This is a genomic window from Methylacidimicrobium cyclopophantes, from assembly GCF_902143385.2.
Classification (GTDB): domain Bacteria; phylum Verrucomicrobiota; class Verrucomicrobiia; order Methylacidiphilales; family Methylacidiphilaceae; genus Methylacidimicrobium; species Methylacidimicrobium cyclopophantes.
Genome location: NZ_CABFUZ020000005.1, coordinates 1 through 14,587 on the forward strand (window position 1 = coordinate 1; position 14,587 = coordinate 14,587).

At 60.0% G+C, this 14,587-nt stretch carries 13 protein-coding genes; 2 read left to right on the plus strand and 11 right to left on the minus strand.

Annotation, left to right across the window (positions count from 1 at the left end; translation table 11 throughout):
* Positions 1–538, minus strand: a 538-nt coding sequence (locus tag FN369_RS00140) for an adenosylhomocysteinase (RefSeq protein ID WP_246189450.1), incomplete at its 3' end; no start/stop codon positions are given.
* A 53-nt stretch (positions 539–591) separates the two neighbouring features.
* Positions 592–1,818, minus strand: coding sequence for a methionine adenosyltransferase (gene metK, locus FN369_RS00145; RefSeq protein ID WP_246189451.1), 1,227 nt, complete (start codon positions 1,816–1,818; stop codon positions 592–594).
* Positions 1,819–1,834: 16 nt separating this feature from the next.
* Between metK and FN369_RS00150 the strand changes: the two genes are divergently transcribed.
* Together FN369_RS00150 and FN369_RS00155 are read left to right on the plus strand one after the other, a co-directional pair.
* Complete coding sequence (locus tag FN369_RS00150) at positions 1,835–2,848, plus strand: ArsR/SmtB family transcription factor (RefSeq protein WP_246189452.1); 1,014 nt, start codon at positions 1,835–1,837, stop codon at positions 2,846–2,848.
* 264 nt (positions 2,849–3,112) lie between these two features.
* Entirely contained in the window at positions 3,113–3,868 is a 756-nt protein-coding gene (locus tag FN369_RS00155) for a bestrophin-like domain (protein ID WP_142524202.1), read from the plus strand.
* Between the two features lie 14 nt (positions 3,869–3,882).
* Here the strand turns inward: FN369_RS00155 and FN369_RS00160 are convergent, their stop codons facing one another.
* From FN369_RS00160 to FN369_RS00200, 9 genes are all read right to left on the minus strand, one after another.
* Entirely contained in the window at positions 3,883–4,344 is a 462-nt protein-coding gene (locus tag FN369_RS00160) for an ACT domain-containing protein (protein WP_178087565.1), read from the minus strand.
* A 127-nt stretch (positions 4,345–4,471) separates the two neighbouring features.
* The gene (locus tag FN369_RS00165) at positions 4,472–5,731 is read right to left on the minus strand and encodes a pyridoxal phosphate-dependent aminotransferase (protein ID WP_342799701.1); all 1,260 of its coding nucleotides are present in this window, start codon (positions 5,729–5,731) and stop codon (positions 4,472–4,474) included.
* Positions 5,728–6,228 (minus strand): Lrp/AsnC family transcriptional regulator, encoded by a 501-nt coding sequence (locus FN369_RS00170; protein WP_142524203.1) that lies wholly within the window; start codon positions 6,226–6,228, stop codon positions 5,728–5,730. Before FN369_RS00170 ends, FN369_RS00165 begins: the two co-directional genes overlap by 4 nt.
* Positions 6,225–7,196, minus strand: coding sequence for a ribose-phosphate diphosphokinase (locus FN369_RS00175; RefSeq protein ID WP_142524204.1), 972 nt, complete (start codon positions 7,194–7,196; stop codon positions 6,225–6,227). Before FN369_RS00175 ends, FN369_RS00170 begins: the two co-directional genes overlap by 4 nt.
* A gap of 94 nt (positions 7,197–7,290) precedes the next feature.
* Positions 7,291–8,115 (minus strand): MBL fold metallo-hydrolase, encoded by an 825-nt coding sequence (locus FN369_RS00180; RefSeq protein ID WP_142524205.1) that lies wholly within the window; start codon positions 8,113–8,115, stop codon positions 7,291–7,293.
* A gap of 65 nt (positions 8,116–8,180) precedes the next feature.
* Positions 8,181–8,738, minus strand: a complete 558-nt coding sequence (gene efp, locus FN369_RS00185) for an elongation factor P (protein ID WP_142524206.1) — start codon at positions 8,736–8,738, stop codon at positions 8,181–8,183.
* Between the two features lie 18 nt (positions 8,739–8,756).
* A complete protein-coding gene (locus FN369_RS00190; RefSeq protein WP_142524207.1) occupies positions 8,757–9,728 on the minus strand; it encodes a KpsF/GutQ family sugar-phosphate isomerase in 972 nt (323 codons plus the stop codon).
* A 58-nt stretch (positions 9,729–9,786) separates the two neighbouring features.
* Entirely contained in the window at positions 9,787–12,552 is a 2,766-nt protein-coding gene (gene mgtA, locus FN369_RS00195) for a magnesium-translocating P-type ATPase (RefSeq protein ID WP_142524208.1), read from the minus strand.
* Positions 12,553–12,764: 212 nt separating this feature from the next.
* The coding region (locus FN369_RS00200) for an NAD(+) synthase (RefSeq protein ID WP_142524209.1) at positions 12,765–14,587 on the minus strand (1,823 nt) is incomplete at its 5' end.

Genomic DNA, 14,587 nt, shown 5'->3' on the forward strand with positions numbered 1-14,587 from the left:
CGGCCCGCCGCGCGAGCCGGTGCACCCCCGTCGTCGTTTCTTCGGAAATGCCATAAATGCCCGGCAGCAGCTCCGGATGCTTTTCATGCACGAGCTCGGTTAAATCTCCGCCGTCATCGAGAATCATGTTGAGGAACGAGCCGTCGGGCCAGCGAAGCGTCTGCTCGATACACCAGAGATATTCTTCCTCGGTCTCCCCTTTCCAGGCAAAGACCGGAATGCCCCGCGCAGCGAGAGCCGCCGCCGCATGATCCTGCGTCGAAAAGATGTTGCAGGAGCTCCACCGCACCTCCGCTCCGAGCGTGATGAGCGTTTCGACGAGGACCGCAGTCTCCACTGTCATGTGGAGACAACCCGCGATTCGGGCTCCCCGCAGAGGCTGCGTCGGTCCAAACTCCTTGCGCAGCGCCATCAATCCGGGCATCTCCGCCTCGGCTACCTCGATCTCCCTCCGGCCGAATTCGGCCAATGTCATGTCCTTGACTCGGAAGTCCCCGGCGGAAGTCATTCGCTTCTCTTGCGTTTCAGCAGTCGTCATGTTCGAAAACCCTTCTTTCTCTGTGGCAGTTTGCTTTTTGCAGCTTGCTTTTCCTAAAGGCCGAGCAGCTTTTGCAGCAGCAGCGCGCGATCGGTCCGCTCCCAGGAAAAGGTGTCCAGCTGATCGACCCGCCCGAAGTGCCCGTAGTTGGTGGTCTGTCGGTAGATCGGCCGGAGCAGCGAGAGCTCCTCGATGATTTCCGCTGGCTTAAGCCGAAATGCATCCCGGATCGCATGGACGATCTTCTCTTCCTCCACCCGTCCGGTCCCAAAAGTGTCAGCGGCGACCGAGACGGGATCGGGATGGCCGATGGCGTAGGCGAGCTGCACTTCCGCCCGGTCGGCGGCGCCGGATGCCACGACGTTCTTCGCGACATACCGAGCCATATACGCGGCGCTGCGATCGACCTTCGACGGATCCTTTCCGCTGAAGGCGCCTCCCCCATGCCTTCCCATCCCGCCATAGGTGTCCACGATGATCTTGCGTCCGGTCAAACCGCTGTCGGCTTCCGGCCCGCCGACGACGAAGCGTCCGGTCGGATTGATGAAATACTGCGTGGAGCGATCGAGAAGCTCGGGCGGAATTGCTTTTGCTACAACCTCGGCTAGCACGACTTCCCGGATCGTATTCTGACCGACTTCCGGAGCATGCTGCGTCGAGACGACGATCGCTTCCACATGGACCGGCCGATTCCCCTCGTAGAGGAGCGACACCTGCGCTTTCCCGTCCGGGCGAAGCCACGGCACCACCTTCGTGCGGCGCAACTCGGAGAGCCGGCGACAGAGACGGTGTGCAAAGGTGATCGGAGCGGGCATCAGCTCGGGCGTCTCCCGACAAGCGAAGCCGAACATCATGCCTTGATCCCCCGCTCCTTGAACCCCGGGAGTCGCTCCATGGGTGCCGTCAACGCCCTGGGCAATGTCTGGGCTCTGCTGCGAAAGAGCGTAGAGGATCTGCAGCTTGTCGGCGTGAAAGATCTCGCTCGGCTCATCATAGCCGATCTCTCGAACTCGTTCGCGCGCGATCTGGACATAATCGAGCTTCGCACGCGTGGTTATCTCTCCGGCCAGCACGAGGAGATTGCTTTTCACAAGCGTCTCGCAGGCGACTCGGCTGTGAGGGTCTTGTTCCAGGCAGGCATCGAGGACTGAATCCGAAACGGCATCGCAGACCTTGTCCGGATGCCCTTCGGTTACCGATTCCGAGGCGAATACATGTTTTCTGGGGATCACGGCGCCATTCTTGAGAGAAAATCGAGCGTTGGCAACCGAAATATTCATTGATAAATATAGATTGATGCATGAAAAAGCCCCTTCCTCCTCAGCCCGACGCGGCGATCGGCTCCGCCGCCTCTGGGCGATGTTGGGGGATCTCACTCGGTTGCGCATCCTCGCCCTGTTGCAGAAGCAGGAACTTTCCGTCGCCGAGATTTGCGAAGTTCTCCAAGCGAGCCAGCCGGCCGTTTCGGGTCATCTCGCCTTGCTTCGATCCGAGGGGCTGGTCTGCGCCCGCCGCCAAGGCCGAAAGACCTTTTACTCCCTCCCTCCCGAGCGGGAAGAAGCCGAAGCACGCCTCTCCGCCACGGCGCTTCTCCTGCTGGAGGAAAGCGGCGAGGCGGATCGCGATCCCGAGCGGCTGCGGAAGGTGATCGAAAGGCGAAAGGAAGAAACCCGCGCCCATTTCAATCGGATGGCGGGTCGGCTGGGGGGCGCTCCCTGTCCCGGAAGGGGTTGGCCGGCGGTGGGACCCCTCCTCGCCCGCTTGCTCTCACCCGTCGTCATCGCCGACCTGGGATGCGGCGAGGGCTGGCTCTCGCAGCTTCTCGCCGAGCGGGCGGAGCGCGTCATCGCGGTCGACATTTCCCCCAAGATGGTCGCCTTTGCCGCGCAAGAAGCGAAAAAGCGAAACTTCGCCAACCTCGAATTCCGGGTGGGTGACCTGCAAAACCCGCCGATCCCTTTGTCGAGCGTCGACATTGCCGTATTGAGCCAGGCGCTCCACCATGCTCCGAATCCCGCACAAGCGATTGCGGCCGCTTCTCGGATTCTGCGGCCGGGAGGAACGCTCGCCATCCTCGATTTGAGCGAGCACTCCTTCGAGGATGCCCGTTCGCTTTACGGAGACTACTGGCTCGGCTTTTCGGAGAGCGAACTCGAAAAGTGGCTCTCCGCCGCCGGATTCACCAAGATCCGGATCCAACCGCTCGATCCCGATCCCGCTCCTCCCCATCTTCGCGCACTCTTGGTCAGCGCTATAAAACCGATTCACCCCAGGAAATTGACGCCTCTGCCAATCCATTCGCGGGAATGACCCGACTCCGGGAGCATCTCTCCCCGTTCCGGGGATTCGATGGGAGCGAACGGATCGCGACAATCGTCCCGAGGGTTCCATTGAGCAAGAGCGTCGCTTCGCGCGCATCGCATCGGCCGAGCCGCCGCGATGTTCGGACGGGATTGGAGCCGCCTTGCGCATAGGCAAAGGCGGCCGTCCCCGACCCTTCCCTGCCGTTGTTCCAGCCGGAAGCGATTTTTCTTGCCCCGCCCCTTCTCTTTGGTCGTATTTCGCGAGCCGTCCATGCTGGGAAATTTGAACCCCCTCCTCTTCGCTGCGTCGGCCTTCGCCTCGGTCTTTCTGGCGGCAATCGCCGGGGCCGCCGTGGCGGGGCGTTTGCCGAGCCATCATCTTGAGAAGGGCTCCGCGGACGCGATCAAGCTCATCATGGGGCTCATCGCCACGCTCTCGGCCATGGTCCTGGGCTTCCTCACGGCCCAGGCCCAGAGCATCCGATCGGCGGAGACAAAGCAACTCTTGGAGATCGCAGCGAGCATCACCGAAATCGACAGACTCCTCACCTACTACGGCCCCGAGGCGTCCGGCGCACGCAGGGAACTTCGGGAAACGGTCGCTAGGATGATCGGGACGATGGAGGGGAGCGGCGCTTGGCGGACCCGCTCGACGGTAGGATCCTTTTTCGCGAGTGTCGCGAATTTGAAACCGAGAACGGAGGCGCAGAGCTTTATTCAGAGAGAAGCGTTTACCGTCGCAGCTTCGCTCCGGCATAGTCGCGCCCTCATGGAACGTGAAGGAAGCAATTCGATCTCGTCCGCCTTTCTCGGGGTTCTCCTCTTTTGGCTGGTCGCCCTGTTTTTCGGATTCGCTCTCTTCGTGCGGCTCAATGCGACCATCGTCGTCGCTTTCCTCACAGGAGCGCTCTCCATCGCTTGCGCTCTCTTCTTGATACTCGAACTCGACCACCCCAACCGGGGGTTCATGGCCCTTTCGAGCGCACCGCTACGCTCGGCGCTCGCGGAGATGATCCTCTCTCCCTGATCGTTCCCTGCCGTTTAGCGGCTGATATCTTTTTGGGAAAGCACCCGAAACTGGTTGCGAATCAGAACCGCGCGGGCCAATTCGTCATCTTCGACACGAAGGGCGAGCACCGCCTTCCCGTAGGGACGGGTCATGAGGGGATAGCTGAAGTAGATGTTAATCTCGGCTTGCAAAAGAGTCGCCAGCAGCTTCCGCAGATCTTCCGCACTCTGAGGAAGCTCTACCGCCACCAGCGTCGACTCGTTGAAAGCAATATTATGTTCGTGCAGGAGGTCGCGGGCGTTCGAGGGGTCGTCTACGACCAGGCGGATCACGGCCGCATCGACCGAATCGAGGATCGTAAAGCCGACGATGTCGACCCCGCCGCCGGTCAAAAGGCGAACCAGGTCGAGCAGCCGACCCGCCTTGTTTTCCATGTAAACGGAAAACTGGACGATTTTTTCCGTACTTCCTTCTCGAGCCGTTTGCAAATCCACAGGCACTCCTCTCCGTTCTAACTCGCCCTTGCCCCGCAACAAAAGAGGGACCGATGGAAACGAGAGTTCATGAAGACAGTATCCAAGGCCTTGACCACCAACGCAAGAAGTGCTCGCTTCCGATTTCTCAACTCCTCGCCGCCGGATCGCTTTTTTTGGGGAAGCTCTTGCGCATCCATCGGCTGAGGCGTCCGACCGCTTCCTCCAGCTCTTCCATGCGCGGGCTGAAGCTGCACCGAAGGTGTCCTTCCCCCGACGGTCCGAACGCGGTACCCGGAACGACTGCGACGAGCGCTTCCCGCAAAAGACGAAGCGCGAACTCTTTCGAAGAAAGGCCGAACGGTGCGATCGAGGGAAAAAGATAGAATGCACCCTCCGGGGAATGACAAGGGAAACCCAAGGCGGTCAGGCTACGCCAGAGGTAGTTTCTCTTTTTCTGATAGATCCGGCGCATCGCCTCGACTTCGGCCGCGCCATGCTCCAGCGCCTCGACCCCGGCCTCCTGGCTCAAGATCGGCGCACAGAGCATCGAATACTGGTGGATTTTGACCATCGCGGCTATCAGGGGCGCCGGACCGCAAGCCCAACCGAGGCGAAAGCCGGTCATCGCGAAGGCTTTGGACAATCCATTGAAGACGATCGTCCTCTCCTTCATGCCGGGGAGGCTTGCGATGGAACGGTGGGGCTTCTCGTAGGTCAACTCCGCATAGATCTCGTCGGAAAGAACGACCCAATTCTCCCTTCGACAGATCCCCGCGATCTTTTCCAACTCTTCTTCTTTTACCATCGTGCCGGTCGGATTCGCCGGAGAGTTCAAGAGCAGCGCCTTGACGCCTGGCCTCGCTTTCTCGGCCAACTCTTCGGCCCGCAAGCGGAATGTATCCTCGAACCGGGTGGGGACTCCGACCGGAACTCCGTGCGCGAGCACTACCCCAGGGGAATAGGCGACGTAGCTCGGCTCTGCGAAGAGAATTTGCTCTCCCGGGTTGACGATGGCGCGCAAGGCGCAATCGAGCGCCTCCGAGACACCGACGGTCACGAGAATCTCTTCTTCCGGGTCGTAACGCACTCCGGTCAGGCGTTCCATGTAGCGGCTGATCGCCCGGCGCAGCCGCGGAAGGCCGATGTTCGATGTGTAACCTGTTTTCCCCAACTCGAGGGCGAAGATCGCTTGCTCCCGAATGTTCCAAGGCGTGCACTCTCCCGGTTCACCGATCCCCAGAGAAACAATCCCCTCCATCGTTTGCACGAGATCGAAGAAGTCTCGGATTCCCGACCGGGGAAGATCCCGCACATGTCGTGCCACCCACGATTCGCCGTCAGGGACGAAAGGGAGGATTTTTCCCCGCCGAGGATGAGGAGCCGGCTCCATGGTGCTTCGTTTCACGGGCTGATCGGCAGACGATCCGTCTCGGCGGCGTCTCCGACGAGGACGCCCTGCTGCTTGTAGGTTCGCAACATGAAATGGGTTGCCGTAGAGGTCACCCCCCGCAGCGTCGCGAGCTTCTCGGAGACGAAGAGGGCGACCTCCTGCAAGGTGGAGCCTTCGAGGAAGACCAGGAGATCGTAGCCCCCGCTCATGAGAAAACAGGAAGTAACCTCTGGATAACGGGCGATTCTTCGAGCCAAGCGATCGAAACCCCCTCCCCGCTCCGGAACGAGCTTCACCTCGATGACAGCTTTTACAGTCCGGCGTTGCGCCTTTTCGTCGTCCACGATCGCCTTGTAAGCGAGGATCACCTTTTCTTTCTCGAGCCGGGCGATCTCTTGCTCTACTTCGGAGGGTTCGCGATCCAAGAGCTTGCCGAGGAGTTCCGGCGATCGAAGGGAATTTTCCTCGAGCAGATGGAGTAGCTCGGCCGAAAAGGAAGGCTCTTTGCTCATGGGAGAATCATCTTGCCGTCCACGCGGAAGAGCGAGGAGACCGATTGACCGTTGTGGATCCGCTTGATCGCCTCCCCTAGAAGGGGAGCGACATCGAGCACGGTCATCTTCACTCCTTCGATGGGATGGACCGGCACCGTGTTCGTGACAATGAGCTCTTCCAAGCAAGATTCCTGTAGCCGTTTTATACCCAAAGGATTGAGTACCGCGTGTGAAATGCCGGCAAAGATTCGCCGCGCCCCCATCTCCTTGAGGATCCGAGCGGCGGAGGTTACCGTGCCGGCCGTTTCCGTCAGGTCATCGACGATCAGGACGTCCCGCTCTGCGACATCGCCGACCACGAATTGCGCTTCCGTATGCTCCGCATCGACGCGGCGTTTGACCACCAGGGCCAATCCGGCGCCCAACAGCTGTGCATAACCCGAGGCGAGCTTGATCCCCCCTACGTCGGGGGAGACCACAACCAGATTGGTAAGCTGTTTTGTGGCGAGATAGCGGTAGAGAACGGGCGCTGCGTAGAGATGATCGACAGGGATATCGAAAAACCCTTGGATCTGCTGCGCGTGGAGATCGACGGTCAGCACGCGGTTGACTCCCGCCGCGACCAGGAGATTGGCGACCAGCTTGGCGGTGATCGCCACCCGCGGGCGATCTTTCCGATCCTGCCGAGCATAGCCGTAAAAGGGGATCACGGCGGTCACCCGTGCCGCGCTCGCCCGCCTGGCCGCGTCGATCATGATCAGCAGCTCCATGATGTTGTGGTTGGTGGGCGGACAGGTGGGCTGGACGATGAAGACATCGCGTCCCCGGATGTTTTCATCGATCTTGACGAAAGTCTCCCCGTCGGGGAAAGAGGAGATCGTCGCCGCACCCAGAGGAATGCCGATTGAGTCGACAATCCGCTCCGCCAGCGGCCGATTGGCGCTTCCCGTGAAGACGAGAAGCGGATGCGGTTCCTCTCCGTTCATCGGTATCCATTCCTCTTTTTCTCGAGACCGCGCCTTTGGGGTCCGACCGACAACAAGACGGCTGCGCCCGAAAGCAACGAGAAAGGGTCTACTTTCACGGGTTGCGGTTCTCTTCTGTTAAGCTTGCAAAGGGAGAAAAATGCTCGAACTCGGGGAAAAAGGGGTTGTGCGCTTTTTCGAAACCAACCGAAGTAACGGGGCCGCTCGAAGGACACAAGAGAGTTTCGTCGCTCAGGGTAAAGATATGGGAGTGTGCCTCCTCGAGCCATCGCCGGTAACGAAGCGACCGCCCTTCTTCGGTACCTCCGTCGGGGAGCGAAAGCAAGCGTCCGATAAAAGCGACCGGGACATCCAAGCCCCGAACGAGGTAGAGGCTGCGGCTCACTCCTTCCCCAACGGCAACCAGGCGGCGGTCCACCTGAAGGGTTCCCAGGGGATATGTACCGTCCTTTTCTCCCTCCGGACGAACCGGAAGGGCGCTCCGCTCCTCCAAGAAGCGGATCCATTCGGGCTCCACGGGTTGACTCGATTCCGTGAAGAAAAGATAACGCGCCACAAGAAACTCTTTTTCTAAGAGCCGAACCGCCTGAGGAGACTCCCCCCCGATGTCGATGAGAGCAGCGAGCCTGGAGGCCGAATCCCAGAGCAAGTAGCCGCGTCGCGCTCCCATCTCGATGCTCCGAAGGGTTTTTAGGTTTGGGAGGCTCGGGAGAACCCCGCCTCCCTGAGCGAGGACGAGCAGAGCATCAGCACCCAGGTGCAGCGCACGAGCCACGCGCCGAAGCGCGTCGGAATCGAGAACACCGGCTTTCAACTCTCGGAGCTTCTGCAAGGGCGTCCGGGAACCTTCCGCCAGCTCCTCGTCGGTCCATCCCATGCCGGCTTGGGCCGCTTGGAGGATCTTTACCCACTTCGGCATAGGCTCCTTTCCGTCCGGTCCTCGCAGCCCGAAAGGGCTTCCGGCTCGCCCTTTTTGCGGAGGCGCTACGCCCGGCTCAAATATTTCCCCTCCGTCGTGCTGATCTTGATCCTCTCTCCCTCTTTGATGAAGAGCGGTACCTGAACGCTCAAGCCGGTTTCGAGCTCGGCCACTTTCATTACATTCGTCGCGGAATCGCCTCGAACGCCCTCCGGGGAGCGAATCACCTTCAAGGTAACGGTAGGCGGCAGCTCCACGGCGGCCACCGTTTCATCCGTAAAAAGAAGGTCGACGGTCTGGTTTTCGGTAAGAAAGTCCTTTGCCTTCCCGACCAGCTCCTCTGGGACCGGGATGCTTTCATAGCTATCCGGATCCATGAAGACATAATCTTTGCCTTCCCGGTAGCTGTATTCGCATTTCCTCCGGGTGACATTGACCAATTCGACCTTGTCCGATGAGCCGAAGCGTTCGACCGAAGATCTTCCCGTTTTCAGGTTGCGCAATGTCATCTGGACAAAGGCACGTAGGTTCCCCGGAGTTCTGTGTTGCGTTTCCAAGACGAGACAGACGGCACCGTGATGGCGGATCGCCTGCCCCTTGCTCACATCGCTCGCGTTCGTCATAAATACGTGATTCTTTTCCTACATCAACTTGTGCATGGTGAGATCCCGAGAATCGACCATGCCGACCGGCCGATTCTTCCCGTCGACCACGATAAGATCGTCAATCCGATGGCTTTCAAAAAGATTGAGCACCTCCACCGCAAGCTTGTCAACTCGGACCGTGACGGGATGCGCCGTGATCACCTCGGAAAGGGGAAGCTCGCCGACTCGCGGGTTCTTTTCGTAATGGCGCACGAAGTCCCCATGCGTAAAGATCCCGACGAGGGTTCCGGCCTCGTCGACGACCACCGCGGCTCCGGCTCTCTTCCGATTCCACTCTCGGAGCGCCTCCGTCACGGAAGCTCCCGTCGGCAAAATCACGATCGCCTCCCGCGGGCGCATGATTTCGCCTACGTGCAGCAGCAGATTGCGGCCCAAGGTTCCTCCGGGATGAAGGCGGGCGAAGTCCTCTTTTCGGAATCCCCGCTTTTCCAATAGGACCATCGCCAAGGCGTCCCCGAGGGCCAGCATCGCCGTCGTGCTGGACGTGGGCGCCAAATTGTGCGGACAGGCCTCTTTCTCGACCTGGACATCCAGAACGATGTCTGCGTTTTGCGCAAGCGTCGATCGGAGGTTGCCCGTCAGCGCGATCACCGAGACCTTCATCCTTTTGAGATACGGAAGCAAACGGACGAGCTCCTCCGTCTCTCCGCTGTAGCTCAGCGCAATCGCCGCGTCTCCTTCGCAAGCGATCCCCAAGTCTCCGTGAAAGGCGTCGACCGCATTGAGCACGACGCTCGGGGCCCCTGTGCTGGACAAGGTCGCAGCGATCTTTTGACCGATATGTCCCGACTTGCCGACCCCAACGACGATCACCTTTCGATTTTTCGAAACGACTTCGGAGAGCCGATGAACGGCCTCCTCGAAGGAGGGCCCCAACTTCTTTTCCACCAAACGAAGGGAATCGATCTCGATCTCGAATACCCTCCGCCCCATCGCCACCAGGTTCATGAAGAGGTTCGATGCTACGGGCTCCCTTCGAGAAAAACAACGGACAAGTTCCGCTCGATTACAACCATTCTCCAAAACGGCGCACGTACCAGTTTTTTACGAGCTGCGTGAGCACACAGTAGGCCAGGAGGATCCCCCAGAGCCAAAAGTAGAAGTTCATGGGAAGAGGAACCAATCCGGCCGCCGCTCCGAAAGGTGTCGCGAGGATCACCTGTCCTACCACGAAGACGATGATCGTCGCTACTACCAGCGGCCATGCCGCCACGCTCTGGAAAAACGGAATCTTCCTGGTTCGAATCATGTGGACGATCAGACTTTGGGAGAGAAGGCTCTCGACGAACCAGCCCGATTGAAAGAGCGCTTGATGGGAGGGGCTATTCGCCTGAAAGACGAACCAGAGCACTCCGAAAGTTACATAGTCGAAGATCGAGCTGATCGGCCCGATAAAGGCCATGAAGCGACCGATGCTTTCCGCCTCCCATTTTCGCGGCTTGGCGACGAACTCGTCATCCATGCGGTCCCAAGGGATCAGCGTCTGCGAGAGGTCATAGATCAGGTTGATGATGAGAAGCTGGAGAGGTTTCATCGGGAGGAATGGGAGAAGCGCTCCCGATCCCAAGACACTTAAGACATTGCCGAAATTCGAGCTCGTCGCCATCTTGATGTACTTGACGATATTGCCGAACATCCGCCGACCCTCCACCACCGCCTCTTCGAGAATCATGAGGTTCTTCTCCAGGAGGATGATGTCGGCCGATTCCTTGGCGATGTCGACTGCGGTATCGACGGAGATACCGACGTCGGCCTCCCGAAGGGCCGGCGCGTCGTTAATGCCATCTCCGAGAAAGCCGACGGCATGCCCTCCGGCGCGGAGCGCGCGGATCACGCGCGCCTTTTGCAAGGGGGCCATCTTGACGAAAGCGGATGTCTTTTCCGAAGCCGCGACCAGCTCCTCATCGGAAAGCTTCTCGATCTCGAAGCCGCGCAAGACCCCTTTGATCTCCAAGCCAACCCAATCGCAGATCCGAGAGGTGACGATCTCATTATCTCCCGTGATCACCTTCACCTCGACCCCCGACTTCTGAAGAGCTCGAATCGCGGGTCCCGCATCGTGTTTCGGAGGGTCGAGAAAGGCGATGAAGCCGCAAAACGTGAGCTCCTTTTCATCCGCAGCGGTCACTGCCGTCCCGGCTTGGAGGGGCAGTTCCTTCCACGCGACCGCCAGAACCCGCATGCCATCGCTGTTGAGTTCATCGCGTAAGGTCAAGGCGTGGCGTTTCATCTCCTTGGAAAAAGGGAGGATCTCTTGCCCTTTTTTCACATGGCTGCAGATCCGGATCATCTCTTCGACGGCCCCCTTGGTGATCAGCAAGTCGCGCCCGGTGGAAACCCTGCGCGCCACGACCGACATGCGCCGCCGCTCGAAATCAAAGGGAATCTCGTCGACTTTCTGAAAATGGGGGATGAGCCGCTTCCCCACCTCGCGCTCTTCGAGGACCGCCGCATCCAGCAAGTTGCGAAGCCCGCTCTGGTAGTAGCTGTTCAGGTAGGCGTACTCCAAAACCTCGGCGCTCTCCTCTCCTTCCAGATCCAGGAATCGCTCTAGAATGATCCGGTCGTGCGTCAGGGTTCCCGTCTTGTCGGTGCAGAGTACATCGATGGCTCCGATGTTTTGGATGGCGTTGAGGCGCTTGGTGATCACCTTGCGACGGGAGAGGCTGATCGCCCCTTTCGCTAGCGCCCCCGTCACAATCATCGGCAACATCGCGGGGGTGAGACCGACCCCGATGGCCAAGGCGAAGAGAAAGGCCTCGGTCCAATTCCCTTTGGTGAATCCATTGAGCAGCAGTACGATGGGAATCATCGTGCCGACGACCTTCACCAGCAGCCAACTCACCCGGCTGACGCTCTGGTCGAAGCTCGTGGTCGCCCGGTATCCCCGGATCCCTTTGGCCAGCGCGCCGAAATAGCTCGCCGGACCGGTGCGCAAGGCAACCGCGGTCGCCGTGCCGGAAATCACATTGGTTCCGAGGAAGGCGATGTTGGGAAGGCCGAAGACGTCGACCGGACGATCTACCTCGCCTACGGGTCCTGTCGGGGAATCGAACTTTTCCACCGGAAAGGACTCTCCGGAGAGGGCCGCCTGGCTTACGAAAAGATCCCGGGTCGAAAGGAGCCGTACGTCGGCCGGAATCATATCTCCGGCGGAGAGGTGGATGATGTCTCCGGGAACGATTTGCCGCAAGGGGATCTCTCTTCCCCGCGCCATCTCCGGAGCGGGGAGGCCCTCCTCCGATTCCGTCCAGCGGCGGCGGACCATGGCGGTCGTGCGGACCATCGCCTTGAGCTTTTCGACGGCCCGGCTCGACTCGAACTCCTGGAAGAAGCGAAGGAGCACGCTGACTGCGATCATGACGGACATGATGAAGACCCCGGGCCACTCTCCGAGCCAGCCCGCCATCAGCGCCATGATCGACAGGAGAATGGCGAAGGGGTTAGCATAGCTCCAAAGGAGCATCTGGGCCCAATTCGGCGCTTTCTCCGAATGGACTTCGTTGTATCCGCTCTCTTCTAGGCGCTTCTCCGCTTCCTCCTCTTCGAGTCCCGCTTCGGACGTACCCAGCTCGCGGAAGAGATCGGGAAGCGGCATTCGGCTCAGCTCGCATAGGTGGCGGGCTATCGCTTTTTCCGTCTCCCGCAAGGCCGATTCCCGGGCACGCTCCTTGCTCTTCCTCCATTCGAGAATCCAACGCCACGGGGCGAAGGGGAGGCTCGCAATCCGGCGGCCGAGCGACTCGGCTGGATTGACTGGGGCTGTGCTCATGAGTTTGATTGGGCTCGCCTCTCTATGCGGCGCGGGCGTTCTTCTCGGCGATTCCTTCTTTCCTCATCAGGCGGGGAAGAAGCCGCCAAAGCTGCCTTTATCCAAACCCTTTCCGAGAGAAAAGCAAAAGTCTTCTTTCCCGGAGAGGCGGATGAAACTCCGCTTCCCTTCTCGGGAAGATCCCCGCTTTCGCTCTCCTTCCCGTGGAAGGACTAACGGGGAGAAAGACCCACCGGATCCCGGTCAGGAATGGCCTCGCAGGCCGCCAGCCAGACCGTTGCCGGACTGTCGCTCGGCGCTCGATAGTCCCCGCGAGGGGAGAGAGAGCCGCCGGAACCAACCTTGGGGGCATTCGGAATGCAACTCCGTTTGAACTGGCTTTCCGCGAAAAATCGGCGAAGAAAGATGCGCAGCCACCTTTTGATCTCTGCGATCGACCATTCTGGTCTCGACTCGGTCTCGCCGATCGGCCAGCTCCCGCGATTGCGGTCGTGCCAAGCGGTCCAAGCCAAGAAAGCGACCTTGGGCGGGCTGTAGCCGAACCGGAGAACATAATAGAGGTGGAAGTCTTGCAGGGAATAGGGTCCCACCACCTCTTCGGTCCGTTGCCCCGGCTGGCCTCCCTCGCCGCCGGGAATCAGCTCCGGACTGATCTCCGTCGCCAGAATCTCCCGCAAGAGCCCGCTCGTCTCCTCTCCCAGCAGTGCCCGCTCGGCTTCCCATGCGATCAAATGACGAATCAGCGTCTTGGGAACGCTCGCATTGACATGGTAATGCGCCATCTGATCGCCCACTCCATAGGTACACCAACCCAGGGCGAGCTCGCTCAAGTCGCTCGTCCCCACTACGAGGGCTCCCTGCGCATTTGCCAAGCGGAAGAGATGGCTTGCTCTCTCCCCCGCTTGGACGTTTTCAAAGGTCGTGTCGTAAAGCTTCTCCCCGTGAGCCGCGGGATGACCGATATCCCGGAGCATCTGCTCACAGCTCGGCCGAATGTCGATCTGGTGAGCGGAACACCCCAAGGCGGCCATCAGCCGAACCGCCTGCTCCAGGGTGCGCTCGCTCGTTCCAAAGGCGGGCATCGTGTAGGCGAGCACGTTGCTTCGAGGCAACCCGAGCCGATCCATCGCCCGGCAGGTCACCAGGAGCGCCTGGGTCGAATCGAGCCCTCCGGAAATCCCCACGATCGCCTTCCGGAGCCCGGTCGCTTGCAATCGCATGGCCAGGCCCTGCACTTGAATCTGGTAGACCTCACGACATCGTTCTTCCTTTTTTTGCGGATCGCTGGAGACGTAGGGGAATCGCTCGTAGCTGCGCTCCAGTAAGAGAACCCCGTCTCGGGGAAGCTCGGCTCGAAACGGGATCCGACGAAAACCTTCCACCTCTTGTCGATAGTGAAAGCGACTCTGAGCAAAGCTCCCTTGACGGCGCCGATCGGCCGCAAGCCGCTCCAGGTCGACGTCGGCCGTGACGAGTTGACTCCGCTCCAGAAAGCGTTCGCTTTCGACCAAGCGGTTTCCATTTTCGTAGATCATCCCGTGCCCATCCCAAGCCAGGTCGGTCGTCGATTCGCCCCAACCGGCGGCGGCGTAGAGGTACGCCGAAAGACAGCGCGCCGACTGGTTGCTCACGAGCTCTCGACGATAGTCGTCCTTGCCGATCGTAATGTTCGAGGCCGAAAGGTTGATGAGCACGGTCGCGCCGGCCAGCGCCGCATAGGAGGATGGGGGAATCGGGACCCAGAGATCCTCGCAGATTTCCACCGCAAACCGGAAGAGGGGCTCGTCCGACGCCGCAAAGAGGAGACGGCTCCCGAAAGGAACGGTCTCCCCGGCCAAGGAAAGTTCCCGCTGCTCCGCAGCGTCGCCGGGAGCAAATTGCCGAAGCTCATAAAATTCCCGATAGTTGGGCAGATAGATCTTTGGGACGATTCCCAACAAATGGCCTCGGTTTACGACCGCCGCACAGTTGTAGAGAGCGCCTTCGACTTCGAGCGGCAAGCCGACGACCGCCACGATCGGCCAGCGGCGGGAAG

Coding starts and splice junctions, on each gene's coding strand:
- FN369_RS00155 (WP_142524202.1), top strand. CDS start 3,113: ATGCTGGGAAATTTGAACCCCCTCCTCTTCGCTGCGTCGGCCTTCGCC.
- FN369_RS00190 (WP_142524207.1), bottom strand. CDS start 9,728: ATGAACCTGGTGGCGATGGGGCGGAGGGTATTCGAGATCGAGATCGAT.
- metK (WP_246189451.1), bottom strand. CDS start 1,818: ATGAATATTTCGGTTGCCAACGCTCGATTTTCTCTCAAGAATGGCGCC.
- mgtA (WP_142524208.1), bottom strand. CDS start 12,552: ATGAGCACAGCCCCAGTCAATCCAGCCGAGTCGCTCGGCCGCCGGATT.
- FN369_RS00175 (WP_142524204.1), bottom strand. CDS start 7,196: ATGAACGGAGAGGAACCGCATCCGCTTCTCGTCTTCACGGGAAGCGCC.
- FN369_RS00150 (WP_246189452.1), top strand. CDS start 1,835: ATGCATGAAAAAGCCCCTTCCTCCTCAGCCCGACGCGGCGATCGGCTC.
- FN369_RS00170 (WP_142524203.1), bottom strand. CDS start 6,228: ATGAGCAAAGAGCCTTCCTTTTCGGCCGAGCTACTCCATCTGCTCGAG.
- efp (WP_142524206.1), bottom strand. CDS start 8,738: ATGACGAACGCGAGCGATGTGAGCAAGGGGCAGGCGATCCGCCATCAC.
- FN369_RS00180 (WP_142524205.1), bottom strand. CDS start 8,115: ATGCCGAAGTGGGTAAAGATCCTCCAAGCGGCCCAAGCCGGCATGGGA.